Raw genomic sequence first — 22,485 nt, forward strand, 5'->3', positions numbered from 1 at the left:
GCTACCGCGCCGGGCCGACGACGGACCCGGCGCGCAGCCACGCCTCGCAGCCGATGAGGTCCTCCACCGCGAACTGGTGGTCCTCCACGACGTGCGCGGTCTCCGTGAGCCGCCGGACCCGGTCGGGGTCGACCAGCCCGCGCTCGGCGAGCAGCGAGTCCGCGAACAGGTCCCGGACGGCGGCGGCGTTGCGGCGCAGCCCGTCGTACGCCTCGGCGCTGAAGTCGCCCTTGGTCTGCCGCCGGCGCAGCGGCTCGGGCAGGATGCCGCGCATGGCCTCGGCGAGCAGCCGCTTGTACTGCCAGGGCGTGGAGCGGTGGTGCGCCTGGACGGACAGGACGGCGTCGAGGACCCGGTCGTCGAGGTAGGGCAGGTCGAGGAAGACGTGCTGCTCGGCGTGCAGGGCGGCCAGGTGCCGGTAGCCCGCCGCAGCGGTGCGCAGCACCAGCACCGTCTGGTGCTGCCCCGGGTCGGCGGCCAGGGGCTCGGCGTCGTCGGCGGCGCGGCGCAACGCCGCCCGTGCGGTGGCGACGGCCTCCGGCGTCGCGCACGAGGAGGCGCGCAGCGGGCTCAGGCCCCAGCCGAACAGGGGACCGCGTTGCGGTGCCCCGGGCCGGGTGAGGCCGGCGGCCTGGTCGCGCCACCAGCCGGAGACGGTGCCGGGCCGGGCGAGAAGACCGCGCAGGGTCTCGGCCGGCGGCCAGCGCTCGACCGCCCGGTGGGCGCGCAGCAGCCGCAGCGCGGTCACCGGGGCGCGGCGCAGCAGGCCGTGGAGGTGGCCGTGCACCGGGAGGAACAGCTCGTCGCCGCCGTGCCCGCCGACGTGGTGGTGGTAGCCCCGGTCGGCGAGCAGGCCGACGACGTGGCGCTCCAGGGCGTCGGTGCGGGTGCACGTGGTGGGCTCGTCGGTGTCGGTGGCCCGCGCCGGGTCGGTGAACAGGGCGGGCAGGTCGGCGGGCGACAGCACCAGGTGCTCGGCGTGCGGCAGGGACCGGACCGCCCGTGCCGCGTGGACCGCGTCGTCGTTGTGCGGGTCGGAGCCGGCCACCCGGACCGTCAGCAGGTCGGGGACGCCGTGGTGCGCGGCGAGGAAGCACAGCGAGCCGGAGTCGAGCCCGCCGGACAGGTCCGCGCTGAAGCGCACGCCCCGGCGGTGGCCCATCGCCTCGACCAGCGCGTCCCGCACCGCCGCGACGCCCTCGGCCGCCGGGAGCGCGGGCTCGGGGGCGGTCCACCGCCGCACGACCCGGTCGCCCAGCAGGAGGCAGTGGTCGGGGGGCACGGTGGTGACGCCCCGCCACGTGCTCCGCTCACCCAGCGGCGGGGGGACGGCGTCCCCGCAGACGACCCGCACCGCGAGCGCGTCCTCGTCGATCCCGGTGCCGGCGAGCCGGGCCAGCAGCGCGGCCCGGTCCGAGGCGACCGGCACGCCCCCGACGCGGGCGTGCGCGACCCGGCGCACCCCGGACAGGCTCCCCTGGACGCGCACCCGCCCGTCCACCGAGGCGACCAGGTGGGAGCTGCCGGGCAGCGCGACCCGGTCGAGGTCGGCGACCGACCGCACCCGCGCGGCGTGCGCGGCCAGCTGATCGGGGGTCACCGGGCAGAACCCGACCGCGACCAGGACCACCCGCCCGGCCCGCGCCCGCACCACCGGCTCGGCCGGCCCGACCACCACCAGCAGTGCCCTGCCGGACGGGTGTCGGGCGACGACGTCCCCGCCGTCGCCCGACACCCCCACCGCCCGGTCGGCGGCAGGGGTGTCGGGGAGCACGACGAATCCGCGCACCACTCAGTTGCCGATCTTCCGACGCCACCGGAAGTCACGGCCCGAGCCGCCGTAGCCCAGCGTGTCCCGCCGGAACCGACCGACCTTCACCAGCAGCGGTCGCTGGTACGGCTGCCGCGTGTTCTCCGTCATCGCCGACACCTCCTTGCTACTCCGCGTGCTCCGGTGAGCACGCTCCGCGAACATCGTGACCACATCGACGGCCGGCCCGCCACACCGGCACCGGGTGACGAATCCGCCGGAGCGCGTGATTTCCCCGATCTCGCAGCCACCTGCACCGACCGTGCCGTCCTGGTCGCGCGCCGGTGCCGCGATCACCCGCCCGGGTGGTGTCGCGGTCGCCTGGCGGCCACGCGGGAACCGCCTCCGGCACCGGAGAATCCCTCCCGCCGGAAGGTCGCGTTCGCGTAACGTTGCGCCAAAGGCCCGCTCGTATGGGGAGGTACGTGGGGTGTCAACGCAGTACGACGACCCGGACCGCACGCCGCCGCGGGGGTTCCCGGTCGGGGGCCGGCAACCGGACGCGTGGGCGGCGGCCGAGCAGCAGCACCTCGCCGCGCGCCGGGCCCGGCCGCCGGTCGAGCCCCGGGTCGGCCCGGTGGCCGCGCGACCCGAGGCGGTCGCGCACCGGCCGCCCGACGCCCGAGCCGACCGGCGGACCGCGCACGCCCCGGCCGAGGACGAGGCGGTCCACGACAGCGGGTTCACCCCCGACCCGGAGGGCGGCAGCGTCGCCCCGGCGGTGATCGGCGGCGACCTGCCCGAGGCCGCGCCCGCCCCGCCGCCGCCCCGGCCGGTGGAGCGGTCGGCGCCACCGGCCAACCCGACAAAGCGCTCATTCTTGGGGAAACTGTTCAACCGCAACGGGTGAACGCCACTCCGACGGCTCGCTGCACTGCCCTTTCGGACCTTGGCGGACGCCCGCCGGGCGGGCCACCCTGGTCGTCCATGAGAGCTATCCGCTACGCCGCGTACGGCCCACCGGACGTCCTCAAGGTCCTGGAGGTCGACCCACCGGTACCGGGCCCGCACGACGTGCTGGTGCGCGTGCGGGCCGCGTCGATCAACCCGCTGGACGACCACTACCTGCGCGGGACCCCCTACCTGGCACGGGCCGCCACCGGGCTGTTCCAGCCGAAGGGCGGGCTCGGCGCGGACCTGTCCGGCCAGGTCGAGTCGGTCGGCCGGGCGGTCACCCGGTTCCAGCCGGGCGACGAGGTCTTCGGCGGGCGCGGCACGTCCACCGACGACCGCAGCGCCGCGTTCGCCCAGTACGCGTGCTTCCGCGAGGACGCGGTGCTGCTGGTCAAACCCGCCGGCCTCACGTTCGAGCAGGCGGCGGCGGTGCCGGTGGCCGCGCTGACCGCGTTGCAGGGGCTGCGCGACGCGGGGCGATTACGCGACGGGCAGAGCGTGCTGGTCAACGGCGCGGCGGGTGGTGTCGGCACGTTCGCGGTGCAGGTCGCCAAAGCGCTCGGCGCGGGCGTGACGGCGGTGTGCGGCACCGGCAACGTCGAGCTGGTGCGCGCGCTGGGCGCGGACCGGGTGGTGGACTACACGGCCGAGGACTTCACCGCGTCCGGCCGCTACGACCTGGTGCTGGACATGATCGGCAACCGGACGTTCGCCGAGTTCCGGCGCATCCTCGCGCCGCGCGGCGCGCTGGTCGCCGTGGGCCGGGCGGTGGCGCGCGACCAGCTCGTGTCGCCGGTGCTGCGGCCGGTGGGGATGGCGGTGGTGTCGGCGTTCGTCAGCGAGCGCCTGGTCCCGTTCCTGTGCCGCAACCGGCGCGACGACCTGGTGACCGTGCGGGACCTGCTCGAATCCGGGCACGTGCGGCCCGTGGTGGACCGCACCTACCCGCTGGAGCGGGCGCGGGAGGCGTTGGCGTACTTCGAGCGGGGACACGTGCGGGGCAAGGTCGTGCTCACCGTGTAGGCCGGTTCGACTACCGTCGACCCCGTGTCGAGGACCAGCGTCAGCAACGAGACCGGCGGTCTGCTCTGCCTCTGGGTCGAACCGGCGGGCACCGACCACTGGTTGCGCCCGGGGGAGGAGTTCACGGTGGTGACCTCCACGGTGGAGGAGTCTCCGTTCAACGTCGTGGTCCACGACGAGGGCGTCACCGTGTGGGTGAACTCGGGCGCGGACGCGGAGGTGGTCGACCGCTCCGGCACGCCGGTCCCGTCCGGCCACCAACGCCCCGCCGACGCCGACTAGCCGGCCCGCCGCTGCGGCTCGACGGCGTGCGGGCCGCACCCGACCCGCACGTCCGGCGGCCGGGTCAGTCGTCGACGGTCCAGACCAGGGTGTTCAGGTCGGTCTCCGGGCGGGAGCTCCACCGGACCGAGGTGACCACCGTGTTCTCCGGCAGCACGTAGACGGTGTGGCCGCCCGCCGTCTCGCCGGGCTGCACGCCGATCTTGTGCGGCGGCCGGGACGACAGCGACACCGGCGCCTTGCCGACCGTCTCGCCGGTGCCGGTCATCAGCACCAGGTACATGTCCGGCAGCGCGTTGAAGGTCACCGTGCCGGTGTTGGCCAGCTCGGTGTGCACGACCACCGCGCGCTCGCCGTCGGCCAGCTTGTAGCCGGCGGCGGTGAACAGGAAGTCCGCCGGGTCCACGACCTCCACGAGCTGGATGGTGAACCGCGCGCCCTCCAGGCCCTCGGTCTCCAGGGTGCTGCCGATCTTGCCGGTGCGGGCCTTGGGCGCGGGCGCGTGGTCGCCCCGCGCCCAGCTGGACGACTGCGGCGGGCCCCACGTGTTGAGCGGTTCCTGCGCGGTGGGCACCGGGTGCGGCTGCGCGGGGAACGGGCCGCTGGGCGGGCCCTGCCGGTAGGAGCCCGACGGCGTGCCCCGGACCGTGCCGGGGGCGGGCGGGTACGCGCCCGAGGGGGTGCCGCGCACGGCGTGCCCCGGGCCCGCCTGGACCGGACCGCCCGGCACCGGGCCGCTCTGCACCGGACCGGTGTAGCTGCCCCACGCCACGCTGTTGGCCAGCGCCTTGCGGATGCCGTTGGGGTCGCACTCCACGCCCACCAGCAGCGGCAGGCCGCTGCCGGACAGGGTGATCAGCCGGGTGGCCGCCTCGCGCGGGTCCATGCCGAGCCTCGCGGCGAGCTCGTGCACGGCGGCACGGCCCATCTCGGCGAGCATGGCCAGGAGACGGGCGTCGACGGGATCCGGCGCTACCACCCCTCGAACGCTACCCGCCTGGGCGGATCTTCGTGCGTTCGCCCCACCGGGCGACCCCGCGAGAACTTCGGGTCGCGCTCACCCCTCCAGCCCCCGGCGGGCCCGGGGAGTTATAGGCTCGCGGGGTCTCGCCCGCGCGTCGATCCCGGGCCCACGTCGATCCTCTGGGGGGTAGGGTGTCCGACTCGTTTGTGCACCTCCACGTGCACACCGAGTACTCGATGCTGGACGGCGCGGCGAAGCTGAAGGACATGTTCGCCGAGTGCGAGCGCCTGGGCATGAGCGCCGCCGCGATCACCGACCACGGCAACATGTACGGCGCGTACGACTTCTACAAGCAGGCGACCTCGGCGGGCATCAAACCCGTGGTGGGCATCGAGGCGTACATGGCGCCCGAGTCGCGGTTCAACAAGAAGCGCGTGCTGTGGGGCGACCCGGGCCAGAAGTCCGACGACGTGTCCGCGTCCGGTGCGTACACCCACCAGACGATCTGGGCGCGCACCAACGAGGGCCTGCACAACCTGATGAAGCTGTCGAGCCGCGCCTCCACCGAGGGCCAGCTCGGCAAGTGGGCGCGGATGGACGCAGAGCTGGTCGCCGAGCACTCGGCCGGGCTGATGGCGACCACCGGCTGCCCGTCCGGCGAGGTGCAGACCCGGCTGAGGTTGGGCCACGAGAAGGAGGCCCTGGAGGCCGCCGCGAAGTGGCGCGACATCTACGGCGCGGACAACTTCTTCGTCGAGCTGATGGACCACGGCATCGAGATCGAGAGCCGGGTGCGCGGCGGGCTGGTCGACATCGCCAGGAAGCTCGCCATCCCGTTCGTGGTCACCAACGACTCGCACTACACCTACGCGGAGGACCGCGAGGCGCACGACGCGCTGCTGTGCGTGCAGACCGGCAAGACGCTCCAGGACCCGAGCCGGTTCAAGTTCGACGGCTCCGGCTACTACCTGAAGTCGCCGGAGGAGATGCGCGCGATCGACTCGTCCGACGCGTGGCAGGAGGGGTGCCGCAACACCCTGCTGGTGGCCGAGAAGGTCGACACCACCGGCATGTTCTCGTTCCAGAACCTGATGCCGCGCTACCCGACGCCCGACGGCATGACCGAGTCCGACTACTTCCGCGAGGAGGTGTGGGCCGGGATGCGCCGCCGGTTCCCGGGCGGCGTGGACGAGGTCCACGAGAAGCAGGTCGAGTTCGAGATCGGCGTCATCCTCCAGATGGGCTTCCCGTCCTACTTCCTGGTGGTGGCGGACTTCATCAACTGGGCCAAGGAGAACGGCATCCGGGTCGGCCCCGGCCGGGGGTCCGCCGCAGGCGCGCTGATCGCCTACGCGATGGGCATCACCGACCTCGACCCGCTGGCGCACGGCCTGATCTTCGAGCGGTTCCTCAACCCGGACCGGGTCAGCCCGCCCGACATCGACATCGACTTCGACGAGCGCCGGCGCGGTGACGTGATCCGCTACGTCACCGAGAAGTGGGGCTCGGACAAGGTCGCCCAGGTGATCACGTTCGGCACCATCAAGGCGAAGGCGGCGATCAAGGACTCCGCCCGCGTGCTCTACGGCCAGCCCGGCTACGCGGTGGCCGACCGCATCTCCAAGGCGATGCCGCCCGCCGTGATGGGCAAGGACATCCCGCTGGCGGGCGTGTTCGACGCCTCCCACAAGCGGTACTCGGAGGCCGCCGAGGTGCGCGCCCTCTACGACACCGACCCGCAGGTCAAGGAGATCATCGACACCGGTCGCGGCCTGGAGGGCCTGATCCGCAACGCCGGCGTGCACGCCTGCGCGGTGATCATGTCCGCCGAACCGCTGATGGACCACATCCCGGTGTGGAAGCGGCCCCAGGACGGCTCCATCATCACGCAGTTCGACTACCCGACCTGCGAGACGCTCGGCCTGCTGAAGATGGACTTCCTGGGCCTGAGCAACCTGACCACGATCGACGACGCGCTCAAGAACATCGCCCTCAACGGCAAGGGCGACGTCGACATCACCACGGTCCCGCTGGAGGACAAGAAGACCTACGAGCTGCTCGGCCGGGGTGACACGCTGGGCGTGTTCCAGCTCGACGGCGGCGCGCTGCGCGACCTGCTGCGGCTGATGCGCCCCGACAACTTCGAGGACGTCTCGGCGGTCATCGCGCTCTACCGGCCGGGCCCGATGGGCGCGAACTCGCACACGAACTACGCGCTGCGCAAGAACAAGCAGCAGGAGATCGTGCCGATCCACGAAGAGCTGAAGGACTCGCTCGCGGAGATCCTGGACACGACCTACGGCCTGATCGTCTACCAGGAGCAGGTCATGGCGATCGCGCGGAAGGTCGCGGGCTACTCGCTGGCCCAGGCCGACCTGCTGCGCCGCGCGATGGGCAAGAAGAAGAAGGAGATCCTCGACAAGGAGTTCGAGGGCTTCGAGAAGGGGATGCTGGACAGCGGGTACTCCGCGGCGGCCATCAAGACGCTGTGGGACATCCTGGTCCCGTTCGCCGACTACGCGTTCAACAAGGCGCACTCCGCCGCGTACGGCCTGATCGCGTACTGGACCGCCTACCTCAAGGCGAACTACCCGGGCGAGTACATGGCGGCGCTGCTGACCACGAACTCGGACAACAAGGACAAGTCCGCGATCTACCTGGCCGAGTGCCGGCGCATGGGCATCACCGTGCTGCCGCCGGACGTCAACGAGTCGGAGCGCGAGTTCGTCGCGGTCGGCGACGACATCCGGTTCGGCCTGGGCGCGATCCGCAACGTCGGCGCGAACGTCGTCGAGGGGATCATCAAGGCGCGCAAGGAGAAGGGCAACTACGTCGACTTCTCCGACTTCCTGCGCAAGGTCGACGCCACGGTGTGCAACAAGAAGGTCGTGGAATCGCTGATCAAGGCGGGCGCGTTCGACTCGCTCGGCCACCCGCGCAAGGGCCTGCACATGGTGCACGTCGAGGCGGTCGACGCGGTCATGCTGACCAAGAAGGAGGAGGCGCGCGGCCAGTTCGACCTGTTCGGCGACGGCGGCGGGGACGACGGCGTGGGCAGCGTCTTCGACGTGAAGATCCCCGACGACTACTGGGAGCCCAAGCACCAGCTCACGCTGGAGCGCGAGATGCTCGGCCTCTACGTGTCCGGGCACCCGCTCAACGGCGTGGAACAGGTGCTGGAGTCCTATTCGGACGCTTCGATCGCGCGCATCCTCGAAGGCGACGTGCCCGACGGCACGCAGGTCACGCTCGGCGGCATCCTCGCGTCGGTGACGCGGCGGGTGAACAAGAACGGCGAGCCGTGGGCGTCCGCGCAGCTGGAGGACCTGGCCGGTGGCATCGAGGTGCTGTTCTTCCCCAAGAGCTACATGGTGCACGGCATGTCGGTCGCCGAGGACGCGATCGTGCTGGTCAAGGCGCGGGTGGCCAAGCGCGAGGACCGGATCTCGCTGATCGCCAACGACCTGGTGGTGCCGGACCTGTCGGAACTGGGCGCGCAGGCGTTGAAGCTCAAGGTGTCGGCGTCGCGCTGCGACCCGAAGCTGGTGACGTCGTTGAAGGACGTGCTCAAGGCGCACCCCGGGACGACCGAGGTGCACCTCAACCTGATCATCAACGCCAGTCGGAACACCCTGCTGAAGCTGGACGACGCGCTGCGGGTGAGCCCGACGCCGTCGTTGATGGGCGACCTGAAGGCGTTGCTGGGTCCGGGCTGCCTCGGCTGAACCGCCCGGCAGCCGTGCATCGGGCGCATACCGGACACGATCACTGGTCCGATCGGGTGATGTAGGCGGGTTTGCGGCACGCGGGCGTTCCCCCGGTCGTTGGGTAAACAGTGTTAACCCAACGACCGGAGGGGTTCCCATGGGGGAGAACACCGACACCGCCACCCTGATCGCCCTGGGCGAGGAGTACTTCCACAACCCGCACGCCCTGCACGCCGAACTGCGCGAGGAAACCGCCGCGCGGCAGGTCCTGCTCCCGCGCGGCCTCAAGGTCTGGCTCGTCACCCGCTACGACGAGGCCCGCCTCGCCCTCGCCGATCCCAGGTTCAGCAAGGACATCGCGGGCTTCCGACCGCTGCTCGAACGGCACCACGTCGGTACGAACGAACCCACCCGCTTCGACCAGTCGCTCGTCCAGCACATGCTCAACAGCGACCCGCCCACCCACACCCGGCTGCGCAAGCTCGTCACCAAGGCGTTCACCGCCCGCCGCGTCGAACAGCTGCGCCCCCGCATCCGCGAGATCGCCGACGAGCTGCTCGACGCCGTCGCCGGCCGGCGCGAAGCCGACCTCATCGACGCCCTCGCCTTCCCGCTGCCCCTCACCGTCATCTGCGAGATGCTCGGCGTCCCGCCCGAGGACCGCGCCGACTTCCGCCGCTGGACCGACGCCCTCGTCTCCGGCAGCGACCCGCAGCTCATCGAGAGCACCGGCGCCGCCATGGCCGGCTACCTGTCCGCCCTGGTCGACAAGGTGCGCGCCGACCCCGGCGACGACATCTTCAGCGCCCTCGTCCACGCCACCGACGAGGACGACCGGCTCGACCGGACCGAACTGATCTCCATGGCGTTCCTGCTGCTCGTCGCCGGCCACGAGACCACCGTCAACCTCATCGCCACCGGCGTGCACAACCTGCTGCGCCACCCCGACCAGCTCGCCGCTCTGCGCGCCGACCGGTCCCTGATGCCCGGGGCCATCGAGGAGTTCCTGCGCTACGAGGGCCCCGTCAACCAGGCCACCTTCCGGTTCACCACCGAAGAGGTCACCCTCGGCGACGTCACCCTCCCCGAAGGCGAGTTCGTGCTCGTCTCCCTCATGTCCGCCAACCGCGACGAGAACCGCTTCCCCGGCGGTGAGGCGTTCGACATCACCCGCCACGCCGGCGGCCACCTCGCCTTCGGCCACGGCATCCACCACTGCCTGGGAGCGCCCCTGGCCCGACTGGAGGGCGAGATCGCCGTCAACGCCCTCCTCGACCGCTACGACATCGCCCTCGCCGCCGAACCCGACACCCTCCGCTGGCGCACCAGCACGCTCATGCGCGGGCTCTACACGCTGCCGGTTAGCCTCTCCGCCCGTGGACCGCGATGAGCTGCTGAAGCTGGACCAGGCGCACGTCTGGCACCCGTACGCACCGATGCCGGGCACCCACCAGCCGCTGGTCGTCACCTCGGCGGAGGGCGTCCGGCTCCGGCTCGACGACGGGCGGGAACTGGTCGACGGCATGTCGTCCTGGTGGGCCGCCATCCACGGCTACCGCCACCCCGTGCTCGACGCCGCCGTGCGCGACCAGCTCGGCCGGATGAGCCACGTCATGTTCGGCGGCCTCACCCACGAACCCGCCGTGGCGCTGTGCGCGAAACTGGTCGAGATCACCCCGGAACCGCTGCACCACGTGTTCCTGTGCGACTCCGGCTCGGTGTCCGTCGAGGTCGCGGTGAAGATGGCGCTCCAGTACTGGAGGTCGCGGCGGCAGCCCGAGAAGCGGCGGCTGCTCACGTGGCGCGGCGGCTACCACGGCGACACGTTCCAGCCCATGGCCGTGTGCGACCCCGAAGGCGGGATGCACGCGCTGTGGCGCGGCGTCCTGCCCGAGCAGGTCTTCGCCCCGGCCCCGCCGCGCGACCTGGAGACCTGGTACGTCGAGGAGCTGGCGCGGCTCATCGAGGAGCACGCCGACGAACTCGCCGCCATCATCGTCGAACCCGTCGTCCAGGGTGCCGGCGGCATGAGGTTCCACGACCCCCGGTACCTGCACGTCCTGCGCGAACTCGCGCTGACGCACGACGTCCTGCTGATCTTCGACGAGATCGCCACCGGCTTCGGCCGCACCGGCGAGCTGTTCGCCGCAGACCACGCGTCGGTCAGCCCGGACATCATGTGCGTCGGCAAGGCGCTGACCGGCGGCTACCTGTCCCTGGCCGCCACCCTCTGCACCCCCCGCGTGGCCGACGGCATCTCGCGGGGCGACGTGCCGGTGCTGGCCCACGGCCCGACGTTCATGGGCAACCCGCTCGCGTCCGCCGTGGCCCTGGCGTCCATCGACCTGCTGCTGTCCCAGGACTGGCGCTCCACCGTGGCCCGCATCTCGACCGGCCTGCGCGAGGGCCTGGCCGCAGCACCCGGCGACGTCCGCGTCCAAGGGGCGATCGGCGTGGTGCAGCTCGACCACCAGGTCGACATGGCGGCGGCCACCGCAGCGGCCGTGGAGCACGGGGTGTGGCTGAGGCCGTTCCGCGACCTGATCTACACGATGCCGCCGTTCGTGGCGACGGACGCCGACGTGGCAGCCATCTGCGCCGCCGTGGTGGCAGCCGCTCAGGCGTGAACCCGGCCGTTCGAGGAGCGGAGTCGCCCCCAACCAGCAGTTCCCGTCACGGCCCCGATCCCACCGACGCTCAGAGCTTGATGGCTTCCGCGAGTTGGACGTTGGTGGGCTCCACGAGCACCGAGCCATCCGGCAGCACGACGACCGGGATGTTCTTCCGCCCGCCCGCGATCTCGACGGCCTTGTCCCGAGCGGCGTCGTCGCGTTCGACGTCGATGTCGGTGAACGGCACTGCGTGCTCCCGCAGCCACGCCTTCGCCCGCCGGCAGTCGCCACACCAGTCCGCACCGTAGAGAACGATCTCACCCATGGGGGTGATGCTAGAACGTGGCCGGCAACCACGCTCCGTGTAGTCGTAGGGTGAGTGCCCGTGAGCGTCCTCGTGATCACCGGTACGGGAACCGAGGTCGGCAAAACCGTCGTGGTCGCCGCCCTGGCAGCCCTGGCAGCCGCCGACGGCCGGCGGGTGGCCGTCCTCAAGCCCGCGCAGACCGGCATCGCCCCCGGCGAGCCCGGCGACCTGGCCGAGGTGGTGCGCCTGGCCGGCCAGGTCACCACCCGTGAGCTGCGCAGGTACCCCGACCCCCTGGCCCCCGCGACCGCCGCGAGGAGGGCCGGAGCCCCCACCGTCGGCCCGAGCGAGATGGCGGCTGCCGCCGTGGAGCTGGACGCCACCCACGACCTGGTCCTGGTGGAGGGCGCGGGCGGCCTGCTGGTCCAGTTCGACGCCGACGGCACCACCATCGCCGACGCGGCCTGGGCCCTCAACGCCCCGGTGCTGGTGGTGGCCCACGCGGGCCTGGGCACGCTGAACATGACGGCCCTGACCGCCGAAGCCCTGCAACACCGAGGTCTGGAATCCCTGGGCGTGGTGATCGGCCGCTGGCCGGCAACCCCGGACCTGGCGGCCTCCTGCAACCTCCAGGACCTGCCGGAAGCAGCAAGAGGCCCCCTGCTCGGAGTTTTCCCGGACGGCGCCGCAACCCTCTCCCGCCCGGACTTCCTGGACCTGGCCCGAACCTCCTTCTCCCCGTGGTTCGGCGGCACCTTCGACCCGGACAAGTTCACCGTCCCCCACACCTGCTGACCCACCCACCGCGCCGGCCGGCCGGCCCCACCGACCGGCTCGCCTCACCGGCCAGCCGAGCCCGCCGGCCCCACCGGCCGGCTCGCCTCGCCAGCCGGCTCAGCCCATCGGCCCGCCCACTCGCCGGCCGCCTACCGGCACTCATGCCCACGCGCCCCTCGGCAAGCCACTCAGCGCCTTCCCCGGCCGACGCACCTCCCAGCGCGGGCGCGGCGCGTGGGCGACACCTCCACGGGCCTCTGCGGGCTTCCCGCGGCAGGCGCACCTTCCCGCGCGACCGCCCAGTGCGCACCGCCCAATGCGCACCGCCCAGCGCGACCGCCCAGCGCGACCGCCCAGCGCGACCGCCCAGCGCGCATCGGCCAGTGCGCATCGGCCAGCGCGCTCACCTCAGTGGGGCGCACCCCCGAGCGGGCGGACCTCCGAGCGAGGGGACTTCTGGGCCAGCTCACCGGGCGGTGTGGTTCATCGTGTGGCGTGGGGGGCGACTTGTGCGCCGGAAGCAGGACCGCCGGAGACGCCACCGTGCCTATCAAGGCTCATGCTCCAACCCGGCCGCTCGGTTGTCCGTTGCCGCTTGCTTCACCTGATGCAGCGGTGTCTGCGCATGTCAGGGCGCTGTCCGGAGCCGTCCGAACCGTATCAGTGACGTACGTCGCTCAGTAGCGTCCTGGGTGGTGCGGCAGACTGGCCGGCGGACCAGTGCCGGACAACCTATGGAGAAGTCGTGACCGCAGCCCCCGAGCAGGTCGATGTCCTGGGCGTTGCCCGTGAGCAGGTGCTGGAGCGCGGCGTCGGTCTGTCCGAGGAGCAGGTGCTCGACGTGCTCCGGTTGCCCGACGACCGGATTCCCGAGCTGCTCGAACTCGCCCACCAGGTCCGGATGCGGTGGTGTGGGCCGGAGGTCGAGGTCGAGGGGATCGTGTCGCTCAAGACCGGCGGTTGCCCGGAGGACTGCCACTTCTGCTCGCAGTCCGGCCAGTTCCCCTCACCGGTGCGGTCGGCGTGGCTGGACATCCCGGGGCTGGTGCGCGCGGCCCGGCAGACCGCCGACACCGGGGCCACCGAGTTCTGCATCGTGGCCGCCGTGCGCGGGCCCGACAAGCGGCTGCTCTCGCAGGTCCGCGACGGCATCAAGGCGATCCGCGACGACGGCAACGACATCCAGATCGCCTGCTCGCTCGGGATGCTGACGCAGGAGCAGGTCGACGAGCTGGTCGCCATGGGCGTGCACCGCTACAACCACAACCTGGAGACGGCGCGCTCGCACTTCCCGAACGTCGTCACCACCCACTCCTGGGAAGAGCGCTGGGACACCCTGCGCATGGTCCGCGAGGCCGGCATGGAGGTCTGCTGCGGCGGGATCATCGGGATGGGGGAGACGCTCGGCCAGCGCGCCGAGTTCGCGGTGCAGCTCGCGTCGCTCGAACCGGACGAGGTGCCGCTCAACTTCCTGATCCCCAACCCCGGCACGCCCTACGAGGACTACCCCGTGGTGGAGGGCCCGGAAGCCCTGCGCGTGGTGGGTGCGTTCCGGCTCGCGCTGCCGCGCACGATCCTGCGGTTCGCGGGCGGGCGGGAGCTGACGTTCGGCGACCTCGGCGCGAAGCAGGGGATGCTCGGCGGCATCAACGCGATCATCGTCGGCAACTACCTGACGAACCTCGGCCGGCCGGCGCAGGACGACCTGGACATGCTCCAGGAGCTCTCCATGCCGATCAAGGAGCTGAGCAAGACGCTGTGACCGGGACGCCGCAGCCCGGCATTCCGGACGGACCGCGTGCTCTGCGAGGGAAACGGGCAGGGCGCGCGGTTGCGGCGAGAGCGTCGAGGGCTGACTCCGGAAACCAGCCCCGGAAGACAGATTCGTGAGATGGCGTGGAGTGAGATGGGAGGCGTGGTGAGCGGCGGGGGTTCAGGCGGCGTGGCCGAGGCGGCTGTCTACTGCGGCTACTGCGGCAAGGACTTGGCCGGGCTGGACCACTCCGCGTGCGCCTTGCGCCTCCGGGTGATCGACCCGCCCCGGTTCTGCTCCGCGTGCGCGCGGCGGATGGTGGTGCAGGTGACGCCGGCGGGGTGGAGTGCCACGTGCAGCCGGCACGGGGAGATCGCCTCCGCGCGGTAACCTGCCCTGGTCGGGTCCGGGCAGGGGAGGTCGTGCGTGGCGGAACAACCGGTGGACGAGCGGGCCGCGCCCGTTCGCGTGCCGCCCGTCTTCATCTACCGCTACGAGCCGCCGCGCCCCCGGGTGGTGGTGAAGCGCGACCTGCTGCCCGCGTTCGCGGTGCTGTCCACGGTGTCGCTGTTCGGGCTGCCCGCCGGGTGGCTGTGGGCGTGGCTCGCACCCCCGCAGAACGTCGTGATCGCGCAGGACGCGTCGCTGGTCCCGGTGATCGGCGAGAGCTACCACCGGCTCGACGGGCTGATGCTGTTCGTCCTGATCGGACTCGGGGCCGGTCTGCTGACGGGTGTCGCGGTGTGGCTGCTGCGGGAACGCCGGGGGCCGGTCGTGCTGCTCGCGGCGACGGCGGGCGGCGCGGTGGCCGCCTACCTGGCGCAGCGCACCGGAATCGGGTCGGCGGCCGGCAAGTACCCGCCGCCGGACTCGCCGGAGGTGGGTGACGTGCTCACCGTCGCCCCGGTGCTGGAGGTCTGGTGGGGGCTGCTGGCGTGGCCGCTGGGCGCTGCGTTGGCCTACGGCTGCCTGGCGGCCTGGAACGGGTTGGACGACCTGGGCCGCCGGCTCGGCTGAGTCGCGCCGGGCCGGCGGCTCGGGGGTCGTTCTCCGGTGGTCCGACCTCGGGAGCCGGACGTCGGGGGCGGACCTCAGACGCGGTACTCGTCGTCGCGGACGTCGGTGACGAACATGTGCCCCGGCGCGTGCGTGATGGCGAAGGGCGGCGCGGAGGCCATCACCGCCGCCTGCGGGGTGACGCCGCACGCCCAGAACACCGGGACGTCCCCGTCGTGCGGGGTGGTGGCGTCGCCGAAGTCGGGGTGGTCGAGGTCGGCCACGCCCAGCGCGGCCGGGTCGCCGACGTGGACCGGGGCACCGTGCACGGCGGGCATCCGCGCGGTGATCTCGCGGGCCCGCTCCACCAGGTCGGCGGGGACGTACCTCATGCTGACCACCACCGGGCCGCGCAGGCGGCCCGCCGGGCGGCACTCCCGGTCGGTGACGTACATCGGCACGTTGCGGCCCTGCTCGACGTGCCGCAGGGGGACGCCGGCGCGGGTGAGGGCGGACTCGAACGTGAAGCTGCACCCGATCAGGAATGCCACCAGGTCGTCGCGCCAGTACCCGGTCGCGTCGGTGGGCTCGGCGGCCAGTTCGCCGTGCCGCCACACCCGGTAGCGGGGCAGGTCGCGGCGCAGGTCGGCGTCGGGGGCGAGCACCGTGCGCGGCGAGCCGGCGTCGGTGACGTCGAGGACCGGGCACGGTTTCGGGTTGCGCTGGGTGAACAGGAGCACGTCGTACGCCCAGTCGCGCGTCACGGCGATGAGGTTGGCCTGCGCGTAGCCGTCGGCCAGGCCGGTGGTGGGTCCGGTCGCGGTGCGGCGGACGTGTGCCGGTGCGGGGAGTTGTGCGGTCACAGCAGTTCCCGTCCCTTCGTCTCGGGCAGTCCCAGCAGCGCCACGACGGCGATGCCGTACGCGACGGCCCCGAAGACCAGTGCGCCGCCGACGCCCATCCGCTCCGCCATGAACCCGACGAGGGTGGGGAACAGCGCGCCGACCGCGCGGCCGAAGTTGTAGGTGAAGCCCTGGCCGGTGCCGCGCAGGGCGGTCGGGTAGAGCTCGGCGAGGAACGACCCGAAGCCGCTGAAGATCGCCGACATGCAGAACCCGAGCGGGAAGCCGAGGAAGAGGATCGCGGTGTTCGCGCCGGGCGGGATCTGGGTGTAGAGCAGGATGAGCCCGGCCGACAGGACGGAGAACAGCGCGAACGTCTTCTTGCGCCCCCACCAGTCGGTGACGTACCCACCGCACACGTACCCGGTGAACGCGCCGGAGATCAGGAACGCCAGGTACCCGCCGGTGCCGATGACGGTGAGGTCGCGCTCGGTCTTCAGGAACGTCGGGAGCCACGTGGCGAGCGTGTAGTACCCGCCTTGGACGCCTGTGGCGAGCAGCGCGGCGAACAGGGTCGTGCGGGTCAGGTCGCCTTTGAAGATCGCGGTGAAGGAGCCCTTCTCGGTGCTGCTGGTGCGGCGTTCGGTGGCTTCGGGAGCGTCCTCGACGGTGCGGCGGATGTAGATGATCAGGAGCGCGGGCAGGGCGCCGGTCCAGAACAGGACGCGCCACGCGACCTCTTGCGGGAACAGGTTGAAGACCAGCGTGTAGACCAGCACGGACAGCGCCCAGCCGACCGCCCACGAGCTCTGGATGAACGCGACCGTGCGACCCCGGTACCGGGGTTTGCAGTACTCGGCGACGAGGATCGCGCCGGCCGCCCACTCGCCGCCGAAGCCGAGGCCCTGGAGGGCGCGGAAGATCAGCAGCGTCTCGTAGCTGGTGGCGAACCCGCACAGGACGGTGAACACGGCGTAGGTGACGACCGTGATCATGAGGGTGCGGACCCGGCCGATCCGGTCGGCGAGGATGCCCGCGATCGCGCCGCCGAGGGCGCTGACGACGAGGGTCACCGTGGTGAGCAGGCCGGCCTCGCCCTTGCTGATGCCGAAGTAGGCGGTGATGGCGACGAGCCCGAGGGGCAGGACCTGGAAGTCGTAGGAGTCGAGGCCGTAGCCGCCGAACGCGCCGATGAACGCCTTCTTGCCGTTGCGGCCGAGGGTGTGGAACCAGGCGAACGGGCCGCCTCTCGTTGCGCTCTCGGCTGTGCTGCTGCTGCTCATCTCGTCACCTCGCGGACGTGGAGCGGGGGTGTGGGTGTGCGCTGGACCACACCGTAGAGGATTGTTGAACAATCCGACTAGGGGACAATAGGGCGAATCAACACGCGAACGATTGCGTCGGCAGGAGGCTGTCGAGTGGGGGCAGGCTGTCGAGTGGGGGGGCGGGCTGCCGGGTGGGGCGGGAGAGGTGGCCGGCGGCAGCCTGCTCGGGCGACGGCTGGGCGCAGTGCGGCGTGGCCGCGCGTGGGCGGCGGTGGTCGCGCGGGCGTGAGCGGGCGCGGGGTGGGTGTGGGTCAGTTGCGGTGGGGGAGGTGGCCCAGGTCGGCGATCGGGGCCGGGACGGCGTGCAGGGCCGCGACTATCCCCGCTTCGCGGTGCATCATCTTGCGGACCAGGCGGAGGCGGCGGGCTTCCGAGCGCTCCTCCAGCAGGTGCTGCCGGTCTTCCAGGGTCAGCAGGCAGTCGTTCGCCAGGTGGTACGCCAGGCCGTCCGCCACCGGTACCGCCGGGTCGTCCTCGAAGGCCGCCTCGCGGTACCGCCGGAAGGCCGCCACGGCTCCTTCTGCCAGCAGCGGCAGGACTTCGGCAACCTCGGCGGGTGCCGGCACGTCGTCCAGCCACTCCACCCGGCCCAGCAGGTACGGCGCGCTGTCCTCGTCCACGTCCAGCAGGCGGAACCGCCGGCCGCCGGTGGTGGCGAGGTCGAACCTGCCGTCGGGCAACGGTTTCGCGTCGCGCAGGAGGGCTTCGCAGCCGACCTCGTGCAGCGCCGTCGCGTTGCCGGGCCCGACCTCCCACCCCTGGCGGATGGCGACCACGCCGAAGCTGCGGTCCGGCAGCTTCTCGGTCACCAGGTCGATGGCGAGCTGCCGGTAGCGGGGTTCGAAGACGTGCAGCGGCAGCGACGTCCCCGGCAGCAGCACGGTACCCAGGGGGAACAGCGGGAGCGTCGTGGTCACGTGCCCAAATTACGGCTGCTGGGTGGCCGCAGCACGGCGAACGGGTCGGTGACCCGCATCTGTCCCGACACGAACCGGAACAACGCGGCCGGTCTGCCGCCCGACGGGCCGACCGGGGCGACTGCTCCCGTGGGCTCCAGCAGGCCGCGCCGGGACAGCACGCGTTGCAGGTTCGTCGCCGAGACCTCGTACCCGAGCGCCGCCGAGTACAGCGACCGCAGGGCGGAGATCGTGAACTCCGGCGGTGCCAGCGCGAAGCCCAGGTTCGTGTAGGAGAGCTTGGAGGCCAAGCGGTTGCGCGCTCGGCGGCAGATCGCCTCGTGGTCGAACGCCGTGGGCGGCAACGCGTCGACGGGGTGCCACGCGGTGTCCGACGGCACGACCGGATCGGTGTCGGAGGGGACCAGGCCGAGGAACGCGGTGGCGACCACGCGCGGTCCCGGCACGCGGTCGGGTGCGCTGAAGACGGCGAGCTGCTCGACGTGTGACAGTTGTCGCACGTCGACCTTCTCCGCCAGTTGACGCCGGATCGATGCCTCGACGTCCTCTTCGGAGCCGAGCCCGCCGCCGGGCAGTGACCAGCGGTGAGCGTGCGGTTCCCGCGCGCGCTGCCACAGCATGACCTGGAGTGATCCGGCTCTCACCTGGAGCACTGCGGCCACTACCTCATGTTCCGCGAGACCCACTCGGCTGATACTATCGGCCACGTTTTCGACCGAAAGGCGAAAACCTTGGGCTGAAGGAGGAGACCATGGTCGCTACCGCCTACGTGGAGCGAACCTCTGACGGTGCGTACGACGGCATCGCGCCGGACGCCGCCTGGCGGGACGAGGTGCTGGAACTGGCGCGCAGGCGGGATGCGGTCATCCTCGCGCACAACTACCAGCTCCCCGAGATCCAGGACATCGCGCACCACACCGGCGACTCGCTGGCGCTCAGCCGCATCGCGGCGGCGAGCGACGCGTCGACGATCGTGTTCTGCGGCGTGCACTTCATGGCCGAGACCGCGAAGATCCTGGCCCCGCACAAGACCGTGCTGATCCCGGACGAACGTGCGGGGTGCTCCCTGGCCGACTCGATCACCGGAGAGCAGCTCCGGGTGTGGAAGGCCGAGCACCCGGGCGCGGTCGTGGTGTCCTACGTGAACACCACCGCCGAGGTGAAGGCCGAGACGGACATCTGCTGCACGTCGTCCAACGCGGTCGACGTGGTGGCCTCGATCCCCGCCGACCGCGAGGTGCTGTTCCTGCCGGACCAGTTCCTCGGCGCGCACGTCAAGCGCGAGACCGGCCGGGAGAACCTGCACGTCTGGGCGGGCGAGTGCCACGTCCACGCGGGCATCAACGGCCCGGAGCTGGCCGCGCGCGCGGCGGCGAACCCGGACGCCGACCTGTTCATCCACCCCGAGTGCGGGTGCGCCACCTCGGCGCTCTACCTCGCGGGCGAGGGCACCGTCCCGGCGGAGAAGGTCAAGATCCTCTCGACCGGCGACATGATCACCGCCGCCCGCGCCACCAGCGCCACGTCGGTCCTGGTGGCCACCGAGGTCGGGATGCTGCACCAGTTGCGCAGGGCCGCGCCGGAGATCGACTTCCGCGCGGTGAACGACCGGGCGTCGTGCCGGTACATGAAGATGATCACGCCGACCGCCCTGCTGCGCTGCCTGCGCGAGGGGCGCGACGAGGTGCACGTCGACCTGGCGACGGCCGAGCGCGCCCGGGGCGCGGTGCAGCGGATGATCGAGATCGGCAAGCCCGGCGGCGGCGAGTGAGCACCCCGCTGTGGGAGGCCCGCGCCGACCTGGTGGTGGTCGGCACGGGCGTCGCGGGCCTGACGGCCGCGCTGCGCGCGCGGGAGCTCGGCCTGCGGGTGCTGGTGGTGACCAAGGGCGACCAGCCCGACGGCAACACCCGGTGGGCGCAGGGCGGCGTGGCCGTCGTGCTGCCCGGTGAGCACGACGAGGGCGACACGGTCGACGCGCACGTCCGCGACACGCTCACGGCGGGCGCGGGCCTGTGCGACGAGGCCGCGGTCGGCGCGATCATCGCGGACGGGCCGGCGGCGGTGCGGCGGCTGCGGGAGCGCGGCGCGGTGTTCGACGCGGCGCGGGACGGTCGGCTGGCGCGCACCCGCGAGGGCGGCCACAGCGCGTTCCGGGTGGTGCACGCCGGCGGTGACGCGACCGGCGCGGAGGTGGAGCGGGCGCTGCTCGCGGCGGCCTCCGACGGCCGGGTGCCGGTGCTGGAGCGGCACGTCGCGGTGGACGCCGTGCGCACGCCGCTCGGTCAGGTGTGCGGGCTGCTGGTGTTGGACGCGCACGGCGTGCCGGGCGTGCTGACCGCGCCCGCCGTGCTGCTGGCCAGCGGCGGCCTGGGCCAGCTCTACCAGGCCACGTCCAACCCGGAGGTGGCCACCGGCGACGGCTTGGCGCTCGCGCTGCGGGCCGGCGCGGTCGCGGCGGACGTCGAGTTCGTGCAGTTCCACCCGACCGTCCTCTACACCGGGCGGGGCGCGCGCGGCCGGTGCCCGCTGGTGACCGAGGCGGTGCGCGGCGAGGGCGCGGTCCTGGTGGACGCGACGGGCGCGCGGGTCATGCGCGGCGTGCACCCGCTGGAGGACCTGGCGCCCCGGGACGTGGTGGCGGCGGCCATCACCCGGCACGTGGCGAGCGCCCCTGGCGGCGTGGACGACCACGTCTTCCTGGACGCCACCGGCATCTCCGACTTCGCGGTCCGCTTCCCGACGGTGCACGCGGCGTGCGCCGAGGCCGGCGTGGACCCGTCCGCGCAGCCCGTCCCGGTCGCCCCGGCGGCGCACTTCGCGTGCGGCGGTGTGGTGTCCGATGTGGACGGACGGACCGGCGTGACCGGCCTGTACGCGGCGGGCGAGGTGGCGCGCACCGGCTTGCACGGCGCGAACCGCCTGGCGTCCAACAGCCTGCTGGAGGGCCTGGTGGTCGGCACGCGGGCGGCCGAGGCGGTGGCGAGCGACCTCGCGCTGGGCGTGCTGACCCGGTGCACGGGCACGGCGGAGCTGCCGGTGGCCCCGGTGGCGGACCGCGACTCGTTGCAGCGCGTGATGTCCCGCTACGCGGCGATCGGCCGGGACGCGGAGGGGCTCGCGGTGGTCGGCTCGGTGCTCGACCTGTCCACTGTGGACCGGAGGCTGGACACGCGGGAACTGGTGGAGGACGCGGCGCTCACCGTCGCGGCGCGCGCGTTGATCGCAGCGGCGGCGCAGCGCACCGAGTCGCGCGGCTGCCACGTGCGGACCGACTTCACCGCGCGCGACGACGTGGCGTGGTCGCGCAGCCAGGTGGTGCGGCTCACGCCGACCGGGCAGCCCGTGCTGGCCGACCCGGCGGCGGATTCGAGGGGAGTGGCATGACGCTCGACGTGGACGACGTGCGGCGCGTGATCGGCGCGGCGCTCGCCGAGGACCTGCGGTACGGGCCGGACGCGACGACCGAGGCGACCGTGCCGGCCGACGCGGTCGCGGTGGCCGAGCTGACCCCGCGCGCGGCCGGCGTGCTGGCCGGGGTGCCGGTGGCGCTGGCGGTGTTCGAGGAGGTGCTCGACGTCGAGGTGCTCGACCGCCGCGAGGACGGCGACAAGGCGGTGCCCGGCGAGCCGGCGCTGGTGCTGCGCGGCCCGGTGCGCGGGCTGCTCACCGCCGAGCGCACGGCGCTGAACCTGCTGTGCCACCTGTCCGGTGTCGCCACGCTGACCGCCGCGTGGGTCGACGCGGTCGCCGGGACCGGTGCGCAGGTGCGGGACTCCCGCAAGACGCTGCCCGGCCTGCGGCTGCTGGAGAAGTACGCGGTGCGCTGCGGCGGCGGGGTCAACCACCGGCTCGGGCTCGGCGACGCCGTGCTGATCAAGGACAACCACGTGCAGGCGGCCGGGTCGGTGACCGCCGCGCTGCGGGCCGTCCGGGCGCACGCGCCGCACCTGCCGTGCGAGGTGGAGGTCGATTCCCTGGCGCAGCTGGACGAAGCCGTTGCCGAAGGCGCGGAACTGGTGCTGCTGGACAACTTCACGGTCGCCGAGTGCGCCGAGGCGGTGCGGCGGGTGCGCGGTGCGCGGTCCGGTGCGGACGCCGTGCGGTTGGAGGCGTCCGGCGGGCTGACCCTGGACGTGGCCCGCGCGTACGCCGACACCGGGGTGGACTACCTGGCCGTGGGCGGCCTCACGCACTCCGCCCCGGCGCTCGACCTGGGGATGGACCTGCGCTGAGCGCGGTCCGCCGAAGCCGGGCCCGCGCCCTCCGCGTGGGA

21 protein-coding genes are annotated in these 22,485 nt (G+C 72.7%); 13 read left to right on the plus strand and 8 right to left on the minus strand.

Annotated features, from left to right (window positions below; translation table 11 throughout):
- Position 1: 1 nt before the first annotated feature.
- Together AB0I60_RS33080 and AB0I60_RS33085 are read right to left on the minus strand one after the other, a co-directional pair.
- Positions 2-1,792: an asparagine synthase-related protein gene (locus tag AB0I60_RS33080; protein WP_360736938.1), complete on the minus strand. Its 1,791-nt coding sequence runs from the start codon at positions 1,790-1,792 to the stop codon at positions 2-4.
- The gene (locus tag AB0I60_RS33085; RefSeq protein ID WP_360736941.1) at positions 1,793-1,921 is read right to left on the minus strand and encodes a keywimysin-related RiPP; all 129 of its coding nucleotides are present in this window, start codon (positions 1,919-1,921) and stop codon (positions 1,793-1,795) included. It abuts the gene before it with no gap.
- A 319-nt stretch (positions 1,922-2,240) separates the two neighbouring features.
- Here AB0I60_RS33085 and AB0I60_RS33090 point away from each other — a divergent pair, with 319 nt between their 5' ends.
- The 3 genes from AB0I60_RS33090 to AB0I60_RS33100 all read left to right on the plus strand — a co-directional run bounded on the left by AB0I60_RS33090 (position 2,241) and on the right by AB0I60_RS33100 (position 4,009).
- Positions 2,241-2,660: a hypothetical protein gene (locus tag AB0I60_RS33090; RefSeq protein ID WP_360736943.1), complete on the plus strand. Its 420-nt coding sequence runs from the start codon at positions 2,241-2,243 to the stop codon at positions 2,658-2,660.
- A gap of 77 nt (positions 2,661-2,737) precedes the next feature.
- The gene (locus AB0I60_RS33095; protein ID WP_360736945.1) at positions 2,738-3,727 is read left to right on the plus strand and encodes an NAD(P)-dependent alcohol dehydrogenase; all 990 of its coding nucleotides are present in this window, start codon (positions 2,738-2,740) and stop codon (positions 3,725-3,727) included.
- A gap of 24 nt (positions 3,728-3,751) precedes the next feature.
- Positions 3,752-4,009 (plus strand): hypothetical protein, encoded by a 258-nt coding sequence (locus AB0I60_RS33100; protein WP_360736947.1) that lies wholly within the window; start codon positions 3,752-3,754, stop codon positions 4,007-4,009.
- A 64-nt stretch (positions 4,010-4,073) separates the two neighbouring features.
- Here AB0I60_RS33100 and AB0I60_RS33105 read toward each other — a convergent pair whose 3' ends face one another.
- Positions 4,074-4,988: an AsnC family protein gene (locus AB0I60_RS33105; RefSeq protein ID WP_360736949.1), complete on the minus strand. Its 915-nt coding sequence runs from the start codon at positions 4,986-4,988 to the stop codon at positions 4,074-4,076.
- A 176-nt stretch (positions 4,989-5,164) separates the two neighbouring features.
- On the opposite strand from AB0I60_RS33105, the gene dnaE reads away from it, so the two are divergent.
- The 3 genes from dnaE (at position 5,165) to AB0I60_RS33120 (ending at position 11,307) form a co-directional block, all read left to right on the plus strand.
- Entirely contained in the window at positions 5,165-8,698 is a 3,534-nt protein-coding gene (dnaE, locus tag AB0I60_RS33110; protein ID WP_360736951.1) for a DNA polymerase III subunit alpha, read from the plus strand.
- Between the two features lie 139 nt (positions 8,699-8,837).
- Positions 8,838-10,070: a cytochrome P450 gene (locus AB0I60_RS33115; RefSeq protein ID WP_360736954.1), complete on the plus strand. Its 1,233-nt coding sequence runs from the start codon at positions 8,838-8,840 to the stop codon at positions 10,068-10,070.
- Positions 10,057-11,307, plus strand: coding sequence for an adenosylmethionine--8-amino-7-oxononanoate transaminase (locus tag AB0I60_RS33120; protein WP_360736957.1), 1,251 nt, complete (start codon positions 10,057-10,059; stop codon positions 11,305-11,307). Before AB0I60_RS33115 ends, AB0I60_RS33120 begins: the two co-directional genes overlap by 14 nt.
- A gap of 70 nt (positions 11,308-11,377) precedes the next feature.
- Here AB0I60_RS33120 and AB0I60_RS33125 read toward each other — a convergent pair whose 3' ends face one another.
- Entirely contained in the window at positions 11,378-11,617 is a 240-nt protein-coding gene (locus tag AB0I60_RS33125; protein WP_360736960.1) for a glutaredoxin domain-containing protein, read from the minus strand.
- A gap of 60 nt (positions 11,618-11,677) precedes the next feature.
- Here AB0I60_RS33125 and bioD point away from each other — a divergent pair, with 60 nt between their 5' ends.
- The 4 genes from bioD to AB0I60_RS33145 all read left to right on the plus strand — a co-directional run bounded on the left by bioD (position 11,678) and on the right by AB0I60_RS33145 (position 15,146).
- Positions 11,678-12,394: a dethiobiotin synthase gene (bioD, locus tag AB0I60_RS33130; protein WP_360736963.1), complete on the plus strand. Its 717-nt coding sequence runs from the start codon at positions 11,678-11,680 to the stop codon at positions 12,392-12,394.
- A gap of 727 nt (positions 12,395-13,121) precedes the next feature.
- Complete coding sequence (gene bioB / locus AB0I60_RS33135) at positions 13,122-14,138, plus strand: biotin synthase BioB (protein WP_360736966.1); 1,017 nt, start codon at positions 13,122-13,124, stop codon at positions 14,136-14,138.
- Between the two features lie 129 nt (positions 14,139-14,267).
- Entirely contained in the window at positions 14,268-14,519 is a 252-nt protein-coding gene (locus AB0I60_RS33140; RefSeq protein WP_360736969.1) for a hypothetical protein, read from the plus strand.
- 36 nt (positions 14,520-14,555) lie between these two features.
- Complete coding sequence (locus tag AB0I60_RS33145; RefSeq protein WP_360736972.1) at positions 14,556-15,146, plus strand: DUF2567 domain-containing protein; 591 nt, start codon at positions 14,556-14,558, stop codon at positions 15,144-15,146.
- A gap of 74 nt (positions 15,147-15,220) precedes the next feature.
- Here AB0I60_RS33145 and AB0I60_RS33150 read toward each other — a convergent pair whose 3' ends face one another.
- The 4 genes from AB0I60_RS33150 to AB0I60_RS33165 all read right to left on the minus strand — a co-directional run bounded on the left by AB0I60_RS33150 (position 15,221) and on the right by AB0I60_RS33165 (position 18,862).
- Positions 15,221-15,988, minus strand: a complete 768-nt coding sequence (locus tag AB0I60_RS33150; protein ID WP_360736975.1) for a putative hydro-lyase — start codon at positions 15,986-15,988, stop codon at positions 15,221-15,223.
- Complete coding sequence (locus AB0I60_RS33155) at positions 15,985-17,250, minus strand: MFS transporter (RefSeq protein ID WP_360736978.1); 1,266 nt, start codon at positions 17,248-17,250, stop codon at positions 15,985-15,987. Before AB0I60_RS33155 ends, AB0I60_RS33150 begins: the two co-directional genes overlap by 4 nt.
- A gap of 293 nt (positions 17,251-17,543) precedes the next feature.
- Positions 17,544-18,209: an LON peptidase substrate-binding domain-containing protein gene (locus AB0I60_RS33160; RefSeq protein ID WP_360736981.1), complete on the minus strand. Its 666-nt coding sequence runs from the start codon at positions 18,207-18,209 to the stop codon at positions 17,544-17,546.
- A complete protein-coding gene (locus AB0I60_RS33165; protein ID WP_360737045.1) occupies positions 18,206-18,862 on the minus strand; it encodes an NUDIX domain-containing protein in 657 nt (218 codons plus the stop codon). The genes AB0I60_RS33160 and AB0I60_RS33165 overlap by 4 nt, the downstream gene beginning before the upstream one ends.
- Positions 18,863-18,960: 98 nt before the next feature.
- Here AB0I60_RS33165 and nadA point away from each other — a divergent pair, with 98 nt between their 5' ends.
- From nadA to nadC, 3 genes are read left to right on the plus strand one after another with little or no spacing between them, the layout of a single operon-like run.
- A complete protein-coding gene (gene nadA, locus AB0I60_RS33170; protein ID WP_360736984.1) occupies positions 18,961-19,980 on the plus strand; it encodes a quinolinate synthase NadA in 1,020 nt (339 codons plus the stop codon).
- Positions 19,977-21,596 (plus strand): L-aspartate oxidase, encoded by a 1,620-nt coding sequence (locus tag AB0I60_RS33175; protein ID WP_360736987.1) that lies wholly within the window; start codon positions 19,977-19,979, stop codon positions 21,594-21,596. The genes nadA and AB0I60_RS33175 overlap by 4 nt, the downstream gene beginning before the upstream one ends.
- Complete coding sequence (gene nadC / locus AB0I60_RS33180; RefSeq protein WP_360736990.1) at positions 21,593-22,444, plus strand: carboxylating nicotinate-nucleotide diphosphorylase; 852 nt, start codon at positions 21,593-21,595, stop codon at positions 22,442-22,444. The genes AB0I60_RS33175 and nadC overlap by 4 nt, the downstream gene beginning before the upstream one ends.
- The last annotated feature ends 41 nt before the right edge of the window (positions 22,445-22,485 follow it).

This window comes from Actinosynnema sp. NPDC050436 (assembly GCF_040655415.1).
GTDB lineage: Bacteria > Actinomycetota > Actinomycetes > Mycobacteriales > Pseudonocardiaceae > Actinosynnema.

Excerpts from the sequence above, each read along its gene's own strand:
- AB0I60_RS33085 (WP_360736941.1), bottom strand. The coding sequence starts at position 1,921 with ATGACGGAGAACACGCGGCAGCCGTACCAGCGACCGCTGCTGGTGAAG.
- AB0I60_RS33095 (WP_360736945.1), top strand. The coding sequence starts at position 2,738 with ATGAGAGCTATCCGCTACGCCGCGTACGGCCCACCGGACGTCCTCAAG.
- AB0I60_RS33115 (WP_360736954.1), top strand. The coding sequence starts at position 8,838 with ATGGGGGAGAACACCGACACCGCCACCCTGATCGCCCTGGGCGAGGAG.
- AB0I60_RS33125 (WP_360736960.1), bottom strand. The coding sequence starts at position 11,617 with ATGGGTGAGATCGTTCTCTACGGTGCGGACTGGTGTGGCGACTGCCGG.
- AB0I60_RS33140 (WP_360736969.1), top strand. The coding sequence starts at position 14,268 with ATGGCGTGGAGTGAGATGGGAGGCGTGGTGAGCGGCGGGGGTTCAGGC.
- AB0I60_RS33155 (WP_360736978.1), bottom strand. The coding sequence starts at position 17,250 with ATGAGCAGCAGCAGCACAGCCGAGAGCGCAACGAGAGGCGGCCCGTTC.
- nadA (WP_360736984.1), top strand. The coding sequence starts at position 18,961 with ATGGTCGCTACCGCCTACGTGGAGCGAACCTCTGACGGTGCGTACGAC.
- nadC (WP_360736990.1), top strand. The coding sequence starts at position 21,593 with ATGACGCTCGACGTGGACGACGTGCGGCGCGTGATCGGCGCGGCGCTC.